This window comes from Paenibacillus sp. MABNR03 (assembly GCF_050455445.1).
GTDB lineage: Bacteria > Bacillota > Bacilli > Paenibacillales > Paenibacillaceae > Paenibacillus > Paenibacillus xylanilyticus.
In genome coordinates, this window is record NZ_JBCIYR010000001.1 from 1,030,384 (window position 1) to 1,049,631 (window position 19,248).

Consider the following 19,248-nt stretch of genomic DNA (forward strand, 5'->3'; position numbering starts at 1 on the left):
ATTCCATATTTGGGGAGGTGACATGTATGAGCAAACCGGATAACCGTGAGGACAACGTTGAACATTTGCAAAACGCGGTTCAGAACACGATAGAAAATTACCGGGAAGCGGAAGACTATCTCGAGGAATTTGGAGATGAGATTCCAGCACGGGAAAAAGGTCAAATCGAAGAGAAAAACGAACGCCGTAAACATAGCATTTCCGGATTCCGTGAAGAAATCCAAGATGAATCCAGACATCAGCAAAACTCATAATGTGGAGACTTATTTTGATTTTGTAGGAGGATCAACCATATGACGAATCAGGATCCACAGGAGCTTCTGAAGCAAAAACACGAGCAGGATGAGCACAAAAGGCAGTTCACCAATTTTGCCCGTAGTGTATCTGGACAGGGTGAAGTGGAAGCTGGCCAAGAATTCAGCCATGACCGACAGGACGACGATCAAAACCGCATGAAATCGGTTGAGAATAAGCGCGCCTGATCCTAACCAACCCAATTCACGAATAAGCTGATCCTTTCTATGGATCGGCTTATTCGTTTTATTTTCACCCACAAATACTATTGTTTATTAAAACGTCAGTTTATTCGTTTCTTTTGAAAATTATCCGACGATTTCTTATTCCATGGCAACCCTCACCTGGATTTCGGTCAGAAATTGATCGGTAATGATGGTATCTCGATTATCTATTTCATAAATTTCGAACGGGTCTCCCAACAGCCGAAATCCATGTTCACCTGCATACGCGACGACATCCAGCATTTTCTCATGACTTTGACGATAATCTCCACGATAGTAGAGCGATAGATAATCCCCAGCCGGCAGGCTGTAATCGGGGTCGATCAGTCCGGCTCCATCAGAATCAAAAATAAAGAAGACGGAGTTAAAAACATCCCTTAAGCCATGATTCAGCTCCTCAAGCGAGACGGATGCCCCATACAATTGATTGCCAAAATCCAGGATGTGGCCTTTATGCTTCTGATGCAGCTTCTTAATGGCATAATCCATCTCCTCATCCCTCGTTATGCGTGTATTTAATTGCAAACAAGGTCGTTCAGAGTATGTTTTGATGGAGAAAACACCCGTCTTGATAAGCATTGCTTCGGTCAGTACCTTGATTCTGCCTTGAATGATACGTTGCGTAGTTTCAAGCTTTGCAACCTGTTCCTGAATCAGTTCTTGTTCCTTGTATAACAATTCGAGTGTGTTTTCAACACTTTGTTGATCGAGGTATGCTTTGATCTGCTGCATCGTAAAATCCAGCTGACGCAGGTCACGGATGATATTTAATTTGTACATATCATGAAGACTATACAGACGGTATCCGTTGCAATCTCGACGAGGGACCAGCAATCCCAGTTTTTCATAATAACGCAGCGAGTCGACACCTATTCCATAGAGCTTGGAAATTTCATTAATTTTGTAATCGTTCTTCATTAGTTTCCTTTCCTGCATATATCTATTTTATGCGTATGCGTAAGAGGTTGGTATGCCGTACACTTCCTTATACAATACCTTTCTCACCATTTCAAATTCACTTGAGGTCAAACCTTTTGGATAACTCATGATCTGCAGTGGCATGGCGGGCTGTCCTGCACGGAGTGCCGGCTGAACATAAGTATAATCTTCCAGGCGGAATCCCAAACGCTCGTAGAAACCGATTCTTCTTCGTCTCAGGTCATCATCGGGCAATTCGACTTCCAGAATAACTGGCATGTCGGACTCTTTCATGAAACGCTCCATGATCTGCTTTCCGATGCCACTTCCACGAATGGATGGAGAGACTGCTACATTTTCAACGTACCTGAAGGTCTCGAACTCCCAACCTGCGAGAAAACCAATCACTTCATTTTGCCCGTTCTCCTCAGTAAGAAGTCGATAAAGCGGATTGGATAACAGCTTCTTCTGTTCGGCGTATTCCCGATATTCTGATTCGGGAAAAGATTGCTTCAAAATTTCAAATACTTGATCAAACCGATTATTAATCATCATTGTTCCCCCTGATTCGTGAAAAACCATATTTCGATATGGATCACGATAAACCCTGGTATGATACCAGAGTCAAGTGGGGTGAAATAAGAGTTCTAAAAGGAATAATTTGAATCTATACATTAATTCGGTATTTTCAACTTTAAAATGAAACTACAAAAAATGCTCAACGTATCAGTTGTTTGAAGGTCTGAACAATCTGCTGCAGCTTGGTCATAAACTGCACGAGAAATTCTGAACGATACGACTTTCTTGCGTCAGGGTTACAGGATATCGATACACATAAGTCTATCGAATGGAGAATGCCCGTGAGAGAACGAATGGATAACACGGAAACACCCGGTGAACGGAATACAAAAGCAATGCGAGCAATGGTCTATGACACATACGGAACACCCGATGTCCTACGAATAGAAGAGGTGGACATTCCTGCACCAAAGGACGATGAAGTGTTAATTGAAGTCCATGCCGCATCGGTTAACTCCTGGGATTGGGATCTCCTTCGCGGAAAACCGTTCGTCAACCGGCTCGGTGCAATGCGGAAACCACGTTATCGTATTCTCGGTGCAGACATTGCAGGACGGGTAATCGCGGTTGGAGCAGCTGCCAAACAATTTAAGCCCGGAGACGAGGTGTTCGGGGATCTATCCGGCTCCGGCTGGGGCGGGTTTGCGGAATATGTATGTGCCAGAGAGGATGCGTTGACAACCAAACCAGCAGGAATCAGCTTTGTGCAAGCAGCTGCCATCCCACAAGCTGCGGTTCTAGCTTTGCAGGGACTGCGTAATCAAGGGAAATTGCAAGGGGGACAACAAGTTCTGATCAATGGAGCCGGTGGGGGAGTCGGAACGTTTGCAATTCAATATGCGAAATTACACGGAGCAGAAGTAACTGCGGTGGATCGCGACGCGAAGCTGGATATGCTGCTTGGTATAGGGGCCGACCGAGTGCTGGATTATACGAAAGAGGACTTCACTGCATCGGGATCAAGATATGATTTGATTGTTGATGTTGTCGGAAACCGTTCTGCTTTTGCTTTGAGGCGCGTATTGGCGAAGGGAGGTACCTATGTGATGATTGGAGGCACCATGTCACACATTCTCCTGAATCTGTTGTGGAGCCCGTTTTTATCTTGGCTTGAAAAAAAGAAATTTACATTACTTATCCATAAACCGAATCAGGGAGATCAAATGGTTTGGAAGGAACTTGTCGAATCAGGCCAGGTCACACCGATCATTGATCGGCAGTACCCTTTAAGTGAAGCAGCTCAGGCACTTCGTGATATTGGTGAAGGTCGTGTGAAAGGAAAAGTCGTCGTTTGCCTGAAGGAACTCGACCAACCTATAAAATGAATATGAGATCGACAAAGGGAGCTGACCATGTTTTACTCATTTACTGCCGGAAAACGATAGTCCAATAAAAAGCAGCAGTCTCCCGTTTTGATTGAACGATGCAGAGACTGCTGCTTTTATGTTGGAATCCGCCTGCGATACCCACAGATGTTCAGCAAGATCCGTTATGTTTAAAATAAAGCTTCGGTTGCAACCGGTTGATGCACTGGCAGTGGCTGAAGAGCGGTGGTCCGATCGATATGAATAAACGCATCATAACGATCCGCCATGTTGGAAGGTACATAATTGCCATATCGCTCATGATCAGGATTATATACCACACCGATCGCACGGTGGCCAATGGACTTATGCAAGACGGAGGATGTATCGGAGAGCATAACCATGCCGTCCCGTCCTTCACCTGCCCGGTGCATGTAATCCTCCCAGCTTCCTGGCTGTCCAGGTGGAACAATCATTTTCTCCACAGGATCTCCCCAAGCTCTTCCCGCGAGTACCTCACCCTGATAGGTTCCGAAGCCAACGGCAAACACCCGATGCTCCGGGTCCTCTCGCAGCAGCTGACCGACATTCACCATGCCATCCTGTATCATATCGGTTGCCCGGGCGTCACCAATATGCGTATTGTGCTCCCAGACAATGGCTTTGGCAGATCTTCCATAATAGGCCATGATTCTCTTTAGCGATTCAACCATATGTTTGTCCCGAACATTCCAGGATTCCGGACCGCCTCGGACCATCGTACGGTAGTAGGCCTCGGAGCTGGAAGTAACCAACATATTGACCTCAGCATTCAGCTCTTCCTCACTGCCTGGATGCGCCATGCGGCGGTTCTGCATCTGTTTCAGCAGTTCAACCACTTCATTCTCACAGCTCTCCGAAAGCAATCCTGCCGCGATGCCATAACTCTGATGATCCTTGCTGTAAGGATCGAAGCAGGCGTATGTACGGCGTGCCTGTTCCAGTTGGGGGGACTTTGTTTCCTCCAAATAACCGATAATGGCCTCCATGGATTCCCACAACGAATACATGTCTATTCCATAAAATCCAACCTTCGGACGTTCACTGCTTTCAGTATGATTGGCTGCATTATGCTCTTTCAGCCACTCGGCAAAATCACAAATATCCGTATTCGCCCACATCCAGGTTGGCCAGCGGGTAAAATCGCCCAGTGCATCGGATGCCGAAGAATCGGATCCCGCCATTCCTTTCACATACCTGTTCAACCGATAAGCAGCGGGCCAATCACCCTCCACGCCGATGATGTTGAATCCCTTGCTTGCAATTAGCTTCTTCGATAGCTCGGCGCGATATCGATAGAAGTCAGCTGTCCCATGGCTTGCTTCACCGAGCAGTACAATATCTGCATCCCCGATCGCGTTAACCATGCGGTCCAGATTCTCCATGCCATCCAAAGGGATAAATAAGGCATTCAGTTCTTTCAAATAAGCGCTCTGCTCTGATTGAATATTATCGGTACCCATGAAATAAACCTCCTAAGGCAATATGAATGAATTATTTCCGGTTTGTCCATTTAATAACCAATTCAAGCTTTCTTAGTTAGAATCTTATTGAAGGAACAGGACATCGTCCTATTGCCGATTTGATGGTAATGAAAAAAAGGAAAAAGACTAAGGGCCAATTCGATAACATAATTTGTTATATGGAAAAACGCGGTTTAACTTATCGAATAATCTGATCATTCTTTCTAGATCAGGGAGGGGGAAGAGATGAAAAAGTCAACCACGGAAGCTAACAGAACCGCTGCAGCAAAGATGGGTTGTTTTATTTCCGCAACACATCAGGTGGAATTCGAATCCGCTTATAACGAGGCAATGGCCCTTCTCCCAACGCCAGCTTTGACCCAGGATGTTGAAACGGAGTTTGGTACGGTGCGTGTTTATACCTTCACCTATAAAGCTAACCAGGAGAAAGAACCGTTGTTATTATTACCAGGACGTTCTTCTTCAACGCCCATGTGGGAACCCAATCTACGGGGATTAATGAGCGAAAGACCGGTGTATGCACTTGATTTGCTGGGAGAAGCGGGAATGAGTCGGCAAACGAAGATAATAGCAAATCAAAAGGAGCAAGCGCGCTGGCTGCACGAAGTAATTACCCGTTTAAAGCTGGAAAAAGTGCATCTGGTCGGCGTCTCCATTGGCGGGTGGACGGCTATGAATGTAGTGCGCTTTTATCCGGAAAAGGTGGCCTCGGTCAGTTTGTTGGACCCGGTGTTTGTTTTTGCACCTATTTCCTTAAAAATGATAGCTGCCTCCATCCCGGCATCTGTTCCGTTTATGCCCAAATGGATCCGCGAAAAAATGCTCAGCTACATCTCCGGCGGGGCGAAAGCGGATGACAGTGAACCGATTGCCAGATTAATTGAATCAGCAATGCGCACCTTCAAGGTCAAGTTGCCGGCGCCGGATCTGTTCAGCTCCTCCGATTTACAGAAGATTGAAGTACCCGTACTGGCATTCATGGCACAGAACAGCACCATGCATGATTCGGCAAAAGCGGTGAGGAACGGCACTACATATGTTCCCGGTCTCGAGATCATCAACTGGCCCAATGCCTCACACGCAATTAACGGGGAGTACCCGGATCAAGTTAACGCCAAGATTGCTGTTTTTGTAGAACAGCACTCTAACGATTCCATCAAGTGAGAATGAAGATTCGAGATTAGAGTGAAATGTAGTATTCACGTATTTCTAAACCTTTTGTTTGGATAGAAATATTGGCCAACAATCAATTTGACTCATCCCTGATTGTTCACCTAATAATGAACGTAGATATAATCACTAACTTCTTAAGTAGGGAGAGGAGCGAACAGTGATTGATCATCTAGGTAGGTTTCGGAGAGTGATCATAAGTATAATGATTATTCTTGTGTCAACCTCGCTATTCTGGCGGCTAATGGACAGAATCCAACAAAGTTATATGGAGTCTGGCTATAGCCAATTACTTCACCTTCTCATGGGTGTAACTATAACTCTCCTGGTATTGATGACTCTGTATATTGTTGGGGATTGCAATAAGGAGAACCTAGGATGGAGGGAACATCGTTCATTTAAAACAAAACTGAGTTCATTTATTTCTGGTTTTCTGATCTGGCTCATTCCCGCAACGTTGGGGGTGACTCTTTGTATCACTCTAGGCTGGAGCAATGTCATCATTTTAAACACCTCCATTAGCAATATGCTAATAGGTGCTGGGCTTCTCATGATTACCGTTTTTCTCATTGAGGCACTACCTGAGGAACTTATATTTAGAGGTATAATATTTAAACTTCTGCAAACGATCCTACCACAGTGGTCTGTTGTAATGATTCAAACGGTACTCTTTTCATTGTTTGCTTGGGGAATCGGGGCAATGTATTCTTCAGAACAAATTCAATTTTTACCTGGATTTGCTCTAATCCTAGGCTATCTGCGAGCAGTGTCAGGAACAGTATGGGTGACGATCGGTTTTCACACAGCTATCATGACGTTTACCCAACTCCTACTACCAATTCATGGTTATGCATTGGTAGTAGGAATGAAAGCAATGCAATTCACGGCCTTTGTGTTGTTACCATCTGCATTAGGCGGAATTTTCTTAAGCTATTTGTATCCAAAGCCTGATTGGAAGGGGATTAGCTCAAATTAACAATGTAATAAAAGTTAATTGAGATTGATAATGAAATCATTATTGGACCTAATAATCACGAATATCAATAAAAAAAGAACCTGACAACATTGCTCAGGTTCTTTTGTATTGCATATAAACAGGCACGATGATATGATCAATTCACGACTTTCTATATGTATGAAGACATAGATAATCTATCTTATAATTTAATTTTAACATGCCGGTGAAATCTTGTCAAAGGAATTTTTTTAAAAAATTTGATACTAGGAGAGATGTTGAATGAGTTCTCTGGTTCTCAGTTTCCAGGAGATCGAAAAGACACAGCTTGGGCTCGTTGGAGGGAAGGGGTTAAATTTAGGGAAACTCTCAAAATTGGAAGGGATCGAAGTACCTGAAGGATTTTGTGTAACGACATTGGCATATCAAAAAGCCATTAAACAAAACGCGATGTACCATGCTCTGCTGGGTCAATTAACCTTGTTAAAAGCAGAAGACCGAGAACAAATTGGACAAATCAGCAGGCAGATTCGGAAAATCATTTTGAACTCGGAAATTCCTTCCGACGTTGTGCAAGCAGTTAGTCACTATCTCTCTCGATTTGGAGGTGAGCATGCTTATGCCGTGCGTTCCAGTGCAACTGCTGAAGATTTACCACATGCCTCTTTTGCTGGTCAACAAGACACCTACTTGAATATCATCGGCAAAGAAGCCATTTTGCAGCATATCAGCAAATGTTGGGCATCCCTGTTTACGGATCGTGCGGTAACCTACCGTATACAACATGGATTTGGCCACAGCCAGGTTTATTTGTCTGTTATTGTTCAAAGGATGATCTTCCCGCAAGCTTCAGGAATTATGTTTACAGCTGATCCGATTACGTCCAACCGAAAACTGTTATCCATTGACGCCAGTTATGGGCTTGGAGAAGCATTGGTTTCCGGCTTGGTATCTGCTGATGGTTATAAAGTGCGGGATAAGGAAATCGTCGATAAGACGATCGCAGCCAAAAAATTGGCTGTCTATGGACGAAAAGAGGGCGGAACAGAGACGCAGCTGATCGATCCTGAACAGCAAAAGACTCAATCGCTAACGGATCAACAAATTTTAGAACTGGCACGCATAGGAAGACAGATTGAAGCTTATTTTGATTCCCCACAGGATATCGAATGGTGTTTGGCCCATGACACGTTTTATATTGTGCAGAGTCGGCCCATCACGACATTGTATCCCATCCCTGAAGCGAATGATCAAGAAAATCACGTTTACGTATCTGTCGCTCATCAACAAATGATGACGGATCCCATGAAACCACTTGGAATGTCTTTATTCGAGTTAACCTCTTTTGGACCCAGGTTTAAAGCGGGTGGAAGGTTATTTGTTGATATCACACAGCAACTGTCTTCGCCTGAAAGGAGAGAAGTTTTATTAAATAATCTGGGATCCGATCCGCTCATAAAAGGTGCACTTATGACGATCATAGAGCGAGACTTTGTAAAATTGTTACCAACAGACAACAAGGAACAGTTCGCCAATAAAAGCCCTAAAGGTATGTCTGCTGGTATTCAACCACAACCCGAAATTGATCCGGCAATTGTTCCTAACCTCATTAATAATAGTCAAACATCGATAGAAGAGTTAAAACAAAATATCCAAACAAAATCGGGATCTGATTTAATTGATTTTATTCTGGAAGATATCCAGCAATTAAAAAAAATCTTATTTGACCCGCAAAGTACGGCAGTGTTTATGGCGGCTATAAATGCTACAGCATGGATCAATGAAAACATGAACCAGTGGTTAGGTGAAAAGAACGCGGCAGATACCCTTTCTCAATCTGTACCGAATAATATTACTTCGGAAATGGGTTTGGCACTATTGGATGTCGCGGATGTGATTCGCCCTTATCCGGAAGTCATTAATTATTTGCAGCATACAAAAGAAGATCACTTTCTGGATGAACTGCTTAAGTTTGAAGGAGGAAAGGAAAGCCAAAACGCGATTTATGATTATCTCAGCAAATACGGAATGCGATGTTCCGGAGAAATCGATATTACAAAAACTCGCTGGAGTGAAAAACCAATTGCACTTGTCCCCACGATTCTGGGTAACATCAAGAACTTTGAGCCTAATGCAGGCAAACGGAAATTTGAGCAAGGGCGCCAGGAAGCTTTGGAAAAGGAACAAGAGTTGATAGGCCGATTGAAGCAATTGCCGGATGGTGAACAAAAAGCCAAAGAAACCAAACGCATGATTGACATTGTCCGGAATTTCATCGGTTATCGGGAATATCCCAAATACGGCATGGTTAATCGCTACTTCGTTTATAAGCAGGCTCTATTGAAAGAAGCCAAGCAACTCGTTCAAGCGGGCGTTATTCATGAAAAAGAAGATATATACTATCTTACTATTGAAGAACTTCATGAAGTTACACGTACGAATAAACTGGATTACCCTTTCATCAACGAACGCAAAGAAGAATACAAACGTTATGAAAGACTCACTCCACCTCGTGTAATCACGTCTGATGGTGAAATCATTACAGGTGAGTACAAACGAGAAAATTTGCCAGCTAATGCGATTGTAGGTCTGCCTGTTTCTTCCGGAGTAATAGAAGGAAGAGCGCGTGTCATTTTAAACATGGAAAGTGCTGATCTGGAAGATGGAGATATATTAGTCACCTCCTTTACTGACCCTGGCTGGACACCATTGTTTGTATCTATCAAAGGCCTAGTCACCGAAGTGGGTGGACTGATGACACATGGAGCGGTTATTGCAAGGGAATATGGGCTGCCAGCAGTTGTCGGAGTGGAGAATGCGACCAAGCGGATCAAAGATGGGCAGCGCATTAGGGTACATGGAACAGAAGGGTATATCGAAGTATTGTAACTGTCAGTTGAAAGCTCAAAAGCTTAAGAAATATAGAACAGACAGTGGTTGAGGAACCGTAATACTGGTCATAAAGTCGCTATTTTAGCGGCTTTCTTTGTTTCAGGAGTATAAGTTTGATCGGGTAGTGGTCAACGCTGGCGAATGGTCGTATATTTATAGTATGTGCATCGTGGTATTGAACATGGACCACATTGCGCAAGGATAACGACTTTACATAAAAGGACGGGGAAACATGGACTTTAAACCGCTTGCTTCATTCATTGACCGCATTACATCCTGGAGGATTCCATGGGCAGAAGTGTTGGTTATGCATCAAAATGATACCGTTTTCCACTATCGGAACGGTTACGCCAACCTGGAGGAGAAAACGCCCATCGGTGATGGGGCCATCTTCAACCTATACTCCATGACCAAAATTATGACTTGCGTCGCAGCGCTTCAGCTTGTAGAAAGAGGGCATATGTTGCTCAGTGATCCGGTGTCCGACTATCTGCCGGAGTTTGCAGATATGAAGGTGAAGAATGTATTGCCAAATGGAGAGGTCAGGCTGGAAAAAGCAACAAGGCCGATTACGGTACGCGATTTGTTTACGATGACCGCTGGGTTCTCCTATGACGTTGGTGCACCCTCCATCCAGGAAGCGGTGCAGAATACAAACGGAACATTGCCGACCCGCGAATTTGCGAAAGCGCTCGCGAAAGAGCCGCTTCTGTTCGAACCAGGCACGCATTGGAACTATAGCATGTGCCATGATGTCCTAGGAGCTCTGGTGGAGGTTGTAAGCGGAAGACGCTTTGGGACGTATCTGCGTGAAGAAATCACTGGTCCGCTTGGCATGAACGATACAGCTTTCGATCTGAACGAAGATCAGAAGGCCCGACTGATTCCGCAGTACGCGTATAATGATGAACTTGAAAAAGCCGTACGTCTGGACGGAAATGGATTCCGGGTAGGCACCGAACTGGAGAGCGGCGGCGCCGGGCTTTTATCTACGGTTAGCGATTACGCGTTGTTCCTGAACGCGCTTACTGGGCGCGGAACCAGTCCGGAAGGCGTTCGAATCCTGTCACAGGCTTCAGTGGATCTCATGCGAACAGATCATCTGAATGACATGACCCGCCCGGACTACTCCTGGGATCACATGGGTGGGTACGGTTACGGATTGGGTGTACGCACTCACGTCTCCAAGTCCGGAAGCGGCTCTCTCAGTCCACTTGGCGAATTTGGCTGGAGTGGTGCTGCAGGATGCATGGCCATCATCGATCCGGACTCCGGGCTTACTGTCATGTATGCGCAGCACCTGCTGAACAGCCAGGAGCCTTACATTCAGAGACGTTTGCGAAATGTCGTGTATTCCTGCCTGTAAGGCAAAATAAGTTTGATACTTAATGTTGTTTGACTCGGATGCCATTAGTGTGATTCATCAAATGAAGAAGAACAGGGACGCGGACTATGCCGCGTTCCTTTTTTTATATTAGAAAAGTAACTGTAACTTCATACTTCCGATTGTAATTCTCAAAGGCTTCCAACAGATGACATGGTCAAGGCTTGTGCTTTCAGTTTCATTTAAGCTAGCTGTTTTATATTTGATTTGAGCCTGAGGAGAACTTTTTCAATTCTGAGTGAATTCTTTGAGCCAACAGCTTCACCCTGCTAAATCAAGCAGAATACATAATAAGCGACATCGTAGACAAGGAGAAATGCATATGAAAATCAAAAAAATGAGATCGGTCCGATCACGATTGGCTGCTTCATTGCTGGCCATGCTGCTGCTACCCAGCCTGGCAATTGGAGGTTTCTCTTATTTTACAGCCAAAAATCAAGTAGACACACAACTCGCCAATATGGCTGATACGGACACTTCACTCGTGAGCAGTATGGTCGATCAATACATACAAAGCAAAATTTCGGATGTTGGGCAATTATCCGTGTCCATTGCGTCTGCAGAAGAACCTGAGGAACTTTTGAACGCCTACGCTAGCAATCATTCGGAAGCACAAGCTGCAGTGTTTGTTAGCAGTGACGGCCAGTACGATTACGTATCAAGCACCTGGAGTGAACCAAGCAGCTACAATCCGAAGGAAAGCGCGTTCTATACAAAAGCAATTGCCGATCGTGGCAAAGTCGTGCTGACGGAGCCTTATACCTCTGAACAGTCGGGTGAAACGGTTGTAGACGTGGCCAAGCGTCCAATGACGGAAAATCCGTGGTAGCCATCATGCTGGACTTGAGCACGCTCCAGGAAACCGTGGGAAATATTAAAATTGGCGATAATGGCTTTGTTGTCATTTTTAGTGCCAATGGTTCCATGATTGTGTCTCCTTCATGGGGAGCAGAAGATTCTGCCACGGGAGGTGAAGCACCGGAATCTGGAGTCGTGCCGCCGAACGCTTCCTCGGGTACCGAACAGGGAGATTTGCAAGGGGGAGAAAGAAGTCCAACAGCCATGCTGGACGGAGAATCCGGACAGATCGAACAAACATCTCCAGAAGGTGAAATCCGAGAACTTGTATACATCACCAACTCGTTGACTGGATGGAAGATTGCCTGCGATCGCTCGCCGATCGAGGTCGTACAGGCGGCAGAACCGATTTGGAACAATACACTACTGGTTATCTTCACGTTTGTTCTCCTTGGCATGGGACTAACCGTTGTCATCGTGCGTTCCATCACCAAGCCGCTAAAAACGTTAAGCGAATTTTCGGATGAAGTAAGTAAAGGAGATTTGAGCCGTAATACAAGCATTGCTTCACGGGACGAATTCGGTGAGTTGGGCACGGCCTTTAACCACATGGTTGGATCTCTGAATGGCATCGTATCTGAGGTAGCGAATTCATCCAGTCAGCTTGCAGCCGCTAGTGAACAGTTATCGGCGAATGCCGAACAAGGTGCTGCTTCAACGGGGCATATCACTCAAATTATCGAACGGATGGCGGAAGGTGCCGAGAGACAGGTTGTGCTGGTTGAACAAAGCCTGCGAACCATTCATGACGTTGCTGCAAACATTGGTCATATCGCAGATAATGCTTCTGCTACGGCCTTGGCCACAGAGCAGGCGGCGTATAAATCGAAGGAAGGTGGGAAAGCGATCCAGGGGGCCGTGTCCCAAATGAGCAGCATCCATCAGTCTGTCAACCACGTGTCAGATGGTATCAACCACCTTGTTCTGATCTCGAAGGAGATTGAACAAATTATCCGGGTAATCTCCGATATTTCTCGCCAAACGAATTTGCTCGCGTTAAATGCTTCCATTGAAGCCGCTCGAGCAGGCGAACACGGCAAAGGGTTCGCAGTCGTTGCCAGGGAAGTGGGGTCACTGGCGGAACAGGCTGAACATTCTGCCGAACAGGTAAACGGATTGATTGGTTCCATTCATCATGGAATCAAAGAGGCAGAAGGCTCCATGAGTGCGGCGATGGGGGAGGTTTTAACCGGGATGGTAGTCATCAACAATGCCGGACGTCTGTTTGAAGAGATCAACCTCTCCGTAGATACGGTAAATGGAAAAGCCGGCGAAGTATCTTCTATGGCAGATCATATCGTGAAGGAGACTTCCCATGTTGTCGCAGCCATTGAGGACATCTCCCATCTGTCCCAGGAAACAGCGGCAGGTGCCCAGACTGTATCGGCAGCAACAGAGCAGCAGCTCGCCTCGATGCAGGAAATCAGCTCATCCTCTACCTATCTGGCACGCATGGCTTCAAGCCTTCAGGAATTGACGGAGAAGTTCAAAATCTAATATACAACATTATAAGTTACAATTTGATTTTGAAAATCAGTACATGCTTCTTTTTCCGTATTAAGTAGGTTGCAAGATTAAATCTATCTAGAGCCTACTCTCATCAACCGTTTCCCGGTTTTATATAGGGTTGCGGTTGTTTTACTTTTTCTTGAATTCATCCTGTTTATTGAACTGATATAATTGATGCAGCGTTTTTGAGTATGTATCAATCGTGAGTTATAAGGCTCTATATGTCTTCTTTATTGTCATCTTAATTAACTAACGGTCGGTTCACTCTTCTCGGGAATTTTCAATTTTTTTGAAACCTTACCGCGATGTTGTGCATCTAACATTCGTCTATAGAGAAGGAGGGATACTTATTGGACGTACCCCAGGAAGTGAGGAAAGCTCAAAGAGGCAACGTTCAGGCCTTCGAGAATCTAATACAATCACATAAAGTCGTCATGTACCAAGTGGCAAGAACGATACTTACAAGGGATGCGGATTGCAGAGATGCGATGCAAGAGGCGATCCTGAAAGCATTCGAAAAGATCAAAACATTACGTAAACCCGTATTTTTCAAAACTTGGCTGCTGCGCATTGTAATTAACGAATGTAATCTAATCCATCGGCAAAATAAAAAAGTTACTGACTTAGGTGATTTTGTCTTTCCTTCTACACATGAGGTCGGATATGAACAGATTGAACTGGAACAGCTACTGGCAAGTTTGCCTAAGGAAGACAGACAACTCCTTGAGCTCTATCACATTAATGATATCTCCATCAAGGATTTGGCTGAAATTTATCAAAAGCCGGAGAACACAATTAAAACGAGGTTACGCCGCGCTCGTGAAAATGCACGGCTTATTCTAGGGAATGAGGGGGGCTACGCATGGAAAAATGGGAGCGGCAATTAAAAAGTAAAGTAAATCATCCATTTCCTGAAGAGATGGATGAGCTCATTGACCAAACGCTTAATAAATTGACAAAAAAACATAAAAAAAACCATAGACCACTAATTTATACTTTAATAGCAGTCGTGGCTTCCTTAGCGATTACAGTCGGTATGACATCCTTGTCTCCAGCTTTTGCCGATGCCATGAAATCGATCCCTCTCATTGGGTCTGTATTCGAGCTGGGGGGGGAGGATGGAGTGAAGAGGGGAAGCCAGCTAGGTTTATCGCAAAAATTCAATCAGCAGGTTCGAATCGGCGATCAGGAAGTTACGTTTACAGAGAGTTTATATGATGGTTCGAATATCCATCTTGGCTGGGTTGCCACAGATCATGACAAAAATATTTTTGGATTTCAAAATAACATCAGTTTTACAGTGAATGGCAAGCGCATTTCAAACTACGCTGCGGATGGCCCTGCTCTATACTTGGAAAATGGGACGTATGCTGGAAGATTACAGATAGATCCAAATGAAAAATTGCCAGACAAGTTTACCCTAGGTATATTATCCCTAGATGAGACAGCAATCTATGCTGAGATTCCAATCGAGCTTCAAGGAAGCTATCAAACGATTCCGATTGCAAAATCGGGAACATGGAACGGGACAGAAATGATTTATGATGAACTTTCGCTGTATCCAACAACAACTGAGCTAAGCTTTCATATGGAAGATACAGATAGCTCAATCGGGACATTGAAGTTTCAGATGAAAGATGAACACGGACATGTTTTAAGGACTACGAGTAATCAAGGCTGGAGAACACCGAGCAGTGGAGAATACAAGTACAATTTTGAACCCTTTGAGTCCCTGCCGGACAAAGTCACAATCACACCTTATACAAGTACCGCCTATACAACGGCAGAAATAAATGTGGAATGGAAGGGGAAGCCACTCACTGTCCCACAAGGAGAAGTTGGATCTCTTATTATCTTAGATCAGAAATTGGAGGATAACAAACTAACGCTTACTTTCGAAGTTACAGGGGAACGTATTTATGAACAAGTGAGAGATATTGGGCTTAATGATCGTACGGGTAATCCCTTCCCGAGAGTCAGCCCGCCGATTCGTATCCAAGGAAGTGATAAATATGAAATTACGTTCTCTGACGTTATTAGTGCCGACTCAATCCAGATCACCACACCAATGTTTAATCCAACGAATTATCTCAGGGATCTCGAAGTCACCGTCCATTTGAGATCATTGTTTCAGCAAAATCCATTTGAAGAGTAGGTTATGTTAAATCTTAAAGTTGTTAAAGTTGTTTGACCTAAAAGAAAACCGCCCTTCGAAAGGGCGGTTGATTAAAGCGTCTTTTTTCGTTTGTGGCAATAAATCCCGAAGCAGTGTTATATACAATATTTCATAGTTCTATCTACTTAGTCCATCAAAATTAATTTGAAAGATGCAACGATTTCTCTGCCTTTTGGATTCAATCAGTTTTTTGGTGCAATCGGTACAGCCGTTGAGATCAGTGTGATAAGCTATTGGCAAACAAAAATGACAAGCCAAGCCGATAATCTCCCTTTTCATCAAAAGAGTGGGGTAAGTCAGAAAATAGATAGAACAGTTGATCTGTAGCGGTCAACTGTCCTTTTTCTATGCTCGAGCGCAAATAACAATCTGTACTTGTAATTAAGCGTTGTGATGGTGAATACAATCAATTTATAATGAGTAAAAACTCACTCAAAAAAAGGAGAGAGGTCGTTTGCCGCGTAGCAAGGAACAGTTCGAAGAAATGCGCAAAGCAACCAAGAGGAAAATTCATGCGTCTGCGATGCGATTATTTGTCCATCAAGGGTACGGTTCAACGAATGTTCAAGATATCGCAGACTCAGCAGGTATCAGTATCGGACTATTGTATCGACACTACAAAACAAAGGAAGAGTTATTTCATGAATTGGTTACCTACGCAGTTGAAGGTTTAAAACGCAATATTATTTTTTTCAACCAAGCCGATTATTCTCCTAAAGAGTTAATTGCACAGTTTGTAGACGAAGTATACTGCGATTTAAGTCATGGGGAAGATCTGGCTAATCTGCTAATTCTAATCAATCAATCTCTTTTGGCTGGAGCCGACACAAATTCGAAGCAATATGAAGAAATCCTTCACGTAAATAGCCAGTTTATGGATTCTACGGTACAGCTCATTCGCAAAGGTCAGCAGCGTGGAGATTTTCGTTCCGGTGATGCGCAAGAAATGGCTGTATTTTTGTATGCTTCGATTCAGGGTTTGGCTGAAATGAAAGTTTTGCTTAAGAGTGGCTTCACCGTGCCTTCACCGACCATCATCACTGCATTTCTAATGAAGGAAAAGGAGTGATCCTGTTATGTTTCGAGTGGTTAGAGCAGATCAAGCCGAGTTTGATGTGAGACAAGGGATAAGTAAAATATTTGCTGATGGATTCACGCAATGGCTTGGCTTTTTCTCAAAAGATCCGCTAAAGATTGCCGATACGTTTGCCCATATGTTTGTAATGGATCAATTTTATGTAGCGCTAAATGACAAAGAAGTCGTGGGAATGGCTGCCTGCACGGATGGGACTTCACACTCGGTAAAACTGGATATAAAGGAACTCCGTAAACATTTAGGCTTTTACAAGGGTACATTGGCTGGGATTTTTCTAAAGAAAGAATTTGAAGCACCCTTTGTTCAGCCTTCAAACGAGGTAGGTTCTATCGAATTTGTAGGGACGATGAACGAATTCAGAGGGCAAGGCGTTGCATCACAATTAATTCTGCACATCATCAAGCATACCCCTTATGAGGTTTACTTGATTGAGGAAGTGGCCGATACCAATATTCCTGCCATGAAAATGTATTCAAAATTAGGTTTTGAAAAATACAAACGCAGACCAATCCCCAAGAAACGAGCTCAAAAAATCGGCATTAATTACATTGTTTCGTGGAAATACAAGAAGTAGTCGATGAACCCTTCTGGTAAGAATACTTTATATCATAATGATGGAAAAAAAATAAAAACGTAATAATTATTATGTAAACTAAATTATTTAAAACAAAAGCTCATTACACATAGTGCTTTAATGTTAGTGAAAAAGACAATCGAATCATCTCATTACCCTAAATCAACTAGTAGAGACTCAAATGCATGCTTAACTCCGTTACTCCTTACGTTATATAAGTGGTAGCGGAATTAAGCAGCTATCCTGTTCTTTACTTTAAGCAGGGAAAAGCGGATTCCCGTTCATGCCAATCCAGAGTCCGGATGTTTCCAACTGACCAGCCAGATGGAGCAGCCAGTCTTCACGCCCTTTGGTTGCCATAATCTGCACACCCATGGGCAAGCCATCAGGCGTAAGATGTAATGGAACACTCATCGCTGGCTGACCTGTCAGATTGGCGAGCTGGGTGAATGGGGTATAGGTGAGACTAGGCTCAAACATCTCATAGATCAATTGCTGCTGATGCAGCTTGTCCAATTCGCTAATCTGCATCAGATGTTGAATTTGCTCTTCATTAGGTGTTAATTCTCCAACTTTAGGTGCTGGAAAAGCATTAACGGGTGTTACATAAAAATCATACCGTTCAAATAGCGCAGACATTTGCGCAGCAGCCACGTCCCATTCAGCAAGACTATGAACGAACTCTGCGGCCGATACCTTTTTGCCCGCTTCAGCCAGTACCCAGGATTCAATCTCCATATCGCCCGAGGTCAAGGGTCTGCCCATAGCATGTTCCATGGAAGAGATCATTGCCGCCATTTCACCGCTGTTCATCATATAGTAGTTCTCCATCAATCGAACGCCGTTGACCGGACTCAGTTTTTCCTCAACGTGATGACCTTGTTCTTCCAACCAGCGGACGAGTTTGAATACGGCTTCCTTGGCATCATCACTTACCGGGGTGCCTACTGGTGAATCCGTGGTATATGCAATCTTCAGTTTGCGTTGATGAGGATAGTTCATATCGGCCAAATAACTGCCCGGAAAGAGAGGAGCATGAAACGCAGCCTCAGGCTGAATCACCTGGAGCGTATCCAGCAGCGCTGCACTGTCTCGCACGGTACGGGATAGCGCAAAATCAATGGATGCACCTTGCCATTGGCGACCAACTCCTGGTCCTACAGGTGTCCGTCCACGAGTGGGTTTGAGTCCGAATAGCCCGCTGAAGGAGGCAGGAATTCGGATCGACCCACCACCATCACTGGCTCCGGCCAGCGGGACAATTCCTGAAGCAACAGCTGCTGCGGCACCGCCGCTTGAACCTCCAGGAGAGTGATTCGTGTTCCATGGATTGCGACTAGGCCCGTGAAGACGCGGCTCGGTAATGTTTTTCAGGCCAAATTCCGGTGTATTCGTATGTCCAATAATTACAAAGCCCGCATCACGGAGACGGGTTACAAAATTTGAATTGCGTAATGCCCGATGATCCTTCAGCAGACGAGAACCTGAAGTCAGAATCTCACCCTCCAGCGATTGGGAAATGTCTTTAAGGAGCAATGGCACGCCAGCAAAAGGCTGTTCGCCCGGGCGAACGTACCCCGCTTCCGTACGGGCGCGTGTTTCATATGTACGAATGACCGCATTAAGCTGCGGATTAACTTCTTCCAAACGTGCGTAGGCCGCTTCCAACAATTCAACCGGGGTAACCTCCCGTGCTCGAATCAATTCAGCCAAACCAATGGCATCGTAAGAAGTATATGAAAATGAAGACATGATGATCGTTCCTCTCCAAATATATTAATGACTACAACAT

General features: G+C 44.5%; 17 protein-coding genes. 13 read left to right on the plus strand and 4 right to left on the minus strand.

Annotation, left to right across the window (positions count from 1 at the left end):
• The first annotated feature begins 26 nt into the window (after positions 1–26).
• Both tlp and AAIH57_RS04445 read left to right on the plus strand, forming a co-directional pair.
• On the plus strand, positions 27–254 hold the full coding sequence (gene tlp / locus AAIH57_RS04440) for a small acid-soluble spore protein Tlp (protein WP_175394855.1): 228 nt from the start codon (positions 27–29) through the stop codon (positions 252–254).
• Between the two features lie 39 nt (positions 255–293).
• On the plus strand, positions 294–482 hold the full coding sequence (locus tag AAIH57_RS04445) for a hypothetical protein (protein ID WP_347380904.1): 189 nt from the start codon (positions 294–296) through the stop codon (positions 480–482).
• 135 nt (positions 483–617) lie between these two features.
• Here AAIH57_RS04445 and AAIH57_RS04450 read toward each other — a convergent pair whose 3' ends face one another.
• Together AAIH57_RS04450 and AAIH57_RS04455 are read right to left on the minus strand one after the other, a co-directional pair.
• Positions 618–1,436, minus strand: coding sequence for a MerR family transcriptional regulator (locus AAIH57_RS04450; protein ID WP_430020682.1), 819 nt, complete (start codon positions 1,434–1,436; stop codon positions 618–620).
• Between the two features lie 27 nt (positions 1,437–1,463).
• Positions 1,464–1,991 (minus strand): GNAT family N-acetyltransferase, encoded by a 528-nt coding sequence (locus AAIH57_RS04455; RefSeq protein ID WP_430020683.1) that lies wholly within the window; start codon positions 1,989–1,991, stop codon positions 1,464–1,466.
• 305 nt (positions 1,992–2,296) lie between these two features.
• Between AAIH57_RS04455 and AAIH57_RS04460 the strand changes: the two genes are divergently transcribed.
• A complete protein-coding gene (locus AAIH57_RS04460; protein WP_430020684.1) occupies positions 2,297–3,340 on the plus strand; it encodes an NAD(P)-dependent alcohol dehydrogenase in 1,044 nt (347 codons plus the stop codon).
• 170 nt (positions 3,341–3,510) lie between these two features.
• Here the strand turns inward: AAIH57_RS04460 and AAIH57_RS04465 are convergent, their stop codons facing one another.
• Positions 3,511–4,821 carry an erythromycin esterase family protein gene (locus tag AAIH57_RS04465; protein WP_430020685.1) on the minus strand — a complete coding sequence of 437 codons (1,311 nt, stop codon included), beginning with the start codon at positions 4,819–4,821 and terminating at the stop codon, positions 3,511–3,513.
• 246 nt (positions 4,822–5,067) lie between these two features.
• Between AAIH57_RS04465 and AAIH57_RS04470 the strand changes: the two genes are divergently transcribed.
• From AAIH57_RS04470 to AAIH57_RS04515, 10 genes are all read left to right on the plus strand, one after another.
• The gene (locus tag AAIH57_RS04470; protein WP_430020686.1) at positions 5,068–6,006 is read left to right on the plus strand and encodes an alpha/beta fold hydrolase; all 939 of its coding nucleotides are present in this window, start codon (positions 5,068–5,070) and stop codon (positions 6,004–6,006) included.
• Positions 6,007–6,256: 250 nt separating this feature from the next.
• Positions 6,257–6,988: a CPBP family intramembrane glutamic endopeptidase gene (locus AAIH57_RS04475; protein ID WP_430020687.1), complete on the plus strand. Its 732-nt coding sequence runs from the start codon at positions 6,257–6,259 to the stop codon at positions 6,986–6,988.
• A gap of 261 nt (positions 6,989–7,249) precedes the next feature.
• Positions 7,250–9,856 carry a phosphoenolpyruvate synthase gene (gene ppsA, locus AAIH57_RS04480; protein WP_430020688.1) on the plus strand — a complete coding sequence of 869 codons (2,607 nt, stop codon included), beginning with the start codon at positions 7,250–7,252 and terminating at the stop codon, positions 9,854–9,856.
• Between the two features lie 235 nt (positions 9,857–10,091).
• Complete coding sequence (locus tag AAIH57_RS04485; RefSeq protein ID WP_430020689.1) at positions 10,092–11,225, plus strand: serine hydrolase domain-containing protein; 1,134 nt, start codon at positions 10,092–10,094, stop codon at positions 11,223–11,225.
• A gap of 340 nt (positions 11,226–11,565) precedes the next feature.
• A complete protein-coding gene (locus tag AAIH57_RS04490; RefSeq protein ID WP_430020690.1) occupies positions 11,566–12,072 on the plus strand; it encodes a PDC sensor domain-containing protein in 507 nt (168 codons plus the stop codon).
• Positions 12,066–13,598, plus strand: coding sequence for a methyl-accepting chemotaxis protein (locus AAIH57_RS04495; RefSeq protein WP_430020691.1), 1,533 nt, complete (start codon positions 12,066–12,068; stop codon positions 13,596–13,598). The genes AAIH57_RS04490 and AAIH57_RS04495 overlap by 7 nt, the downstream gene beginning before the upstream one ends.
• Positions 13,599–13,960: 362 nt before the next feature.
• A complete protein-coding gene (locus AAIH57_RS04500) occupies positions 13,961–14,497 on the plus strand; it encodes a sigma-70 family RNA polymerase sigma factor (RefSeq protein WP_430020692.1) in 537 nt (178 codons plus the stop codon).
• Complete coding sequence (locus tag AAIH57_RS04505; RefSeq protein WP_430020693.1) at positions 14,473–15,765, plus strand: DUF4179 domain-containing protein; 1,293 nt, start codon at positions 14,473–14,475, stop codon at positions 15,763–15,765. Before AAIH57_RS04500 ends, AAIH57_RS04505 begins: the two co-directional genes overlap by 25 nt.
• Positions 15,766–16,240: 475 nt before the next feature.
• Positions 16,241–16,855 (plus strand): TetR/AcrR family transcriptional regulator, encoded by a 615-nt coding sequence (locus AAIH57_RS04510; protein WP_430020694.1) that lies wholly within the window; start codon positions 16,241–16,243, stop codon positions 16,853–16,855.
• A gap of 7 nt (positions 16,856–16,862) precedes the next feature.
• A complete protein-coding gene (locus AAIH57_RS04515) occupies positions 16,863–17,456 on the plus strand; it encodes a GNAT family N-acetyltransferase (RefSeq protein ID WP_430020695.1) in 594 nt (197 codons plus the stop codon).
• A gap of 255 nt (positions 17,457–17,711) precedes the next feature.
• Here the strand turns inward: AAIH57_RS04515 and AAIH57_RS04520 are convergent, their stop codons facing one another.
• Entirely contained in the window at positions 17,712–19,208 is a 1,497-nt protein-coding gene (locus AAIH57_RS04520) for an amidase (protein ID WP_430020696.1), read from the minus strand.
• Positions 19,209–19,248: the final 40 nt, after the last annotated feature.

Coding starts and splice junctions, on each gene's coding strand:
- AAIH57_RS04450 (WP_430020682.1), bottom strand. CDS start 1,436: ATGAAGAACGATTACAAAATTAATGAAATTTCCAAGCTCTATGGAATA.
- AAIH57_RS04520 (WP_430020696.1), bottom strand. CDS start 19,208: ATGTCTTCATTTTCATATACTTCTTACGATGCCATTGGTTTGGCTGAA.
- AAIH57_RS04470 (WP_430020686.1), top strand. CDS start 5,068: ATGAAAAAGTCAACCACGGAAGCTAACAGAACCGCTGCAGCAAAGATG.
- AAIH57_RS04445 (WP_347380904.1), top strand. CDS start 294: ATGACGAATCAGGATCCACAGGAGCTTCTGAAGCAAAAACACGAGCAG.
- AAIH57_RS04505 (WP_430020693.1), top strand. CDS start 14,473: ATGGAAAAATGGGAGCGGCAATTAAAAAGTAAAGTAAATCATCCATTT.
- AAIH57_RS04515 (WP_430020695.1), top strand. CDS start 16,863: ATGTTTCGAGTGGTTAGAGCAGATCAAGCCGAGTTTGATGTGAGACAA.
- AAIH57_RS04475 (WP_430020687.1), top strand. CDS start 6,257: ATGGACAGAATCCAACAAAGTTATATGGAGTCTGGCTATAGCCAATTA.
- AAIH57_RS04490 (WP_430020690.1), top strand. CDS start 11,566: ATGAAAATCAAAAAAATGAGATCGGTCCGATCACGATTGGCTGCTTCA.
- AAIH57_RS04465 (WP_430020685.1), bottom strand. CDS start 4,821: ATGGGTACCGATAATATTCAATCAGAGCAGAGCGCTTATTTGAAAGAA.
- ppsA (WP_430020688.1), top strand. CDS start 7,250: ATGAGTTCTCTGGTTCTCAGTTTCCAGGAGATCGAAAAGACACAGCTT.
- AAIH57_RS04455 (WP_430020683.1), bottom strand. CDS start 1,991: ATGATGATTAATAATCGGTTTGATCAAGTATTTGAAATTTTGAAGCAA.
- AAIH57_RS04485 (WP_430020689.1), top strand. CDS start 10,092: ATGGACTTTAAACCGCTTGCTTCATTCATTGACCGCATTACATCCTGG.
- tlp (WP_175394855.1), top strand. CDS start 27: ATGAGCAAACCGGATAACCGTGAGGACAACGTTGAACATTTGCAAAAC.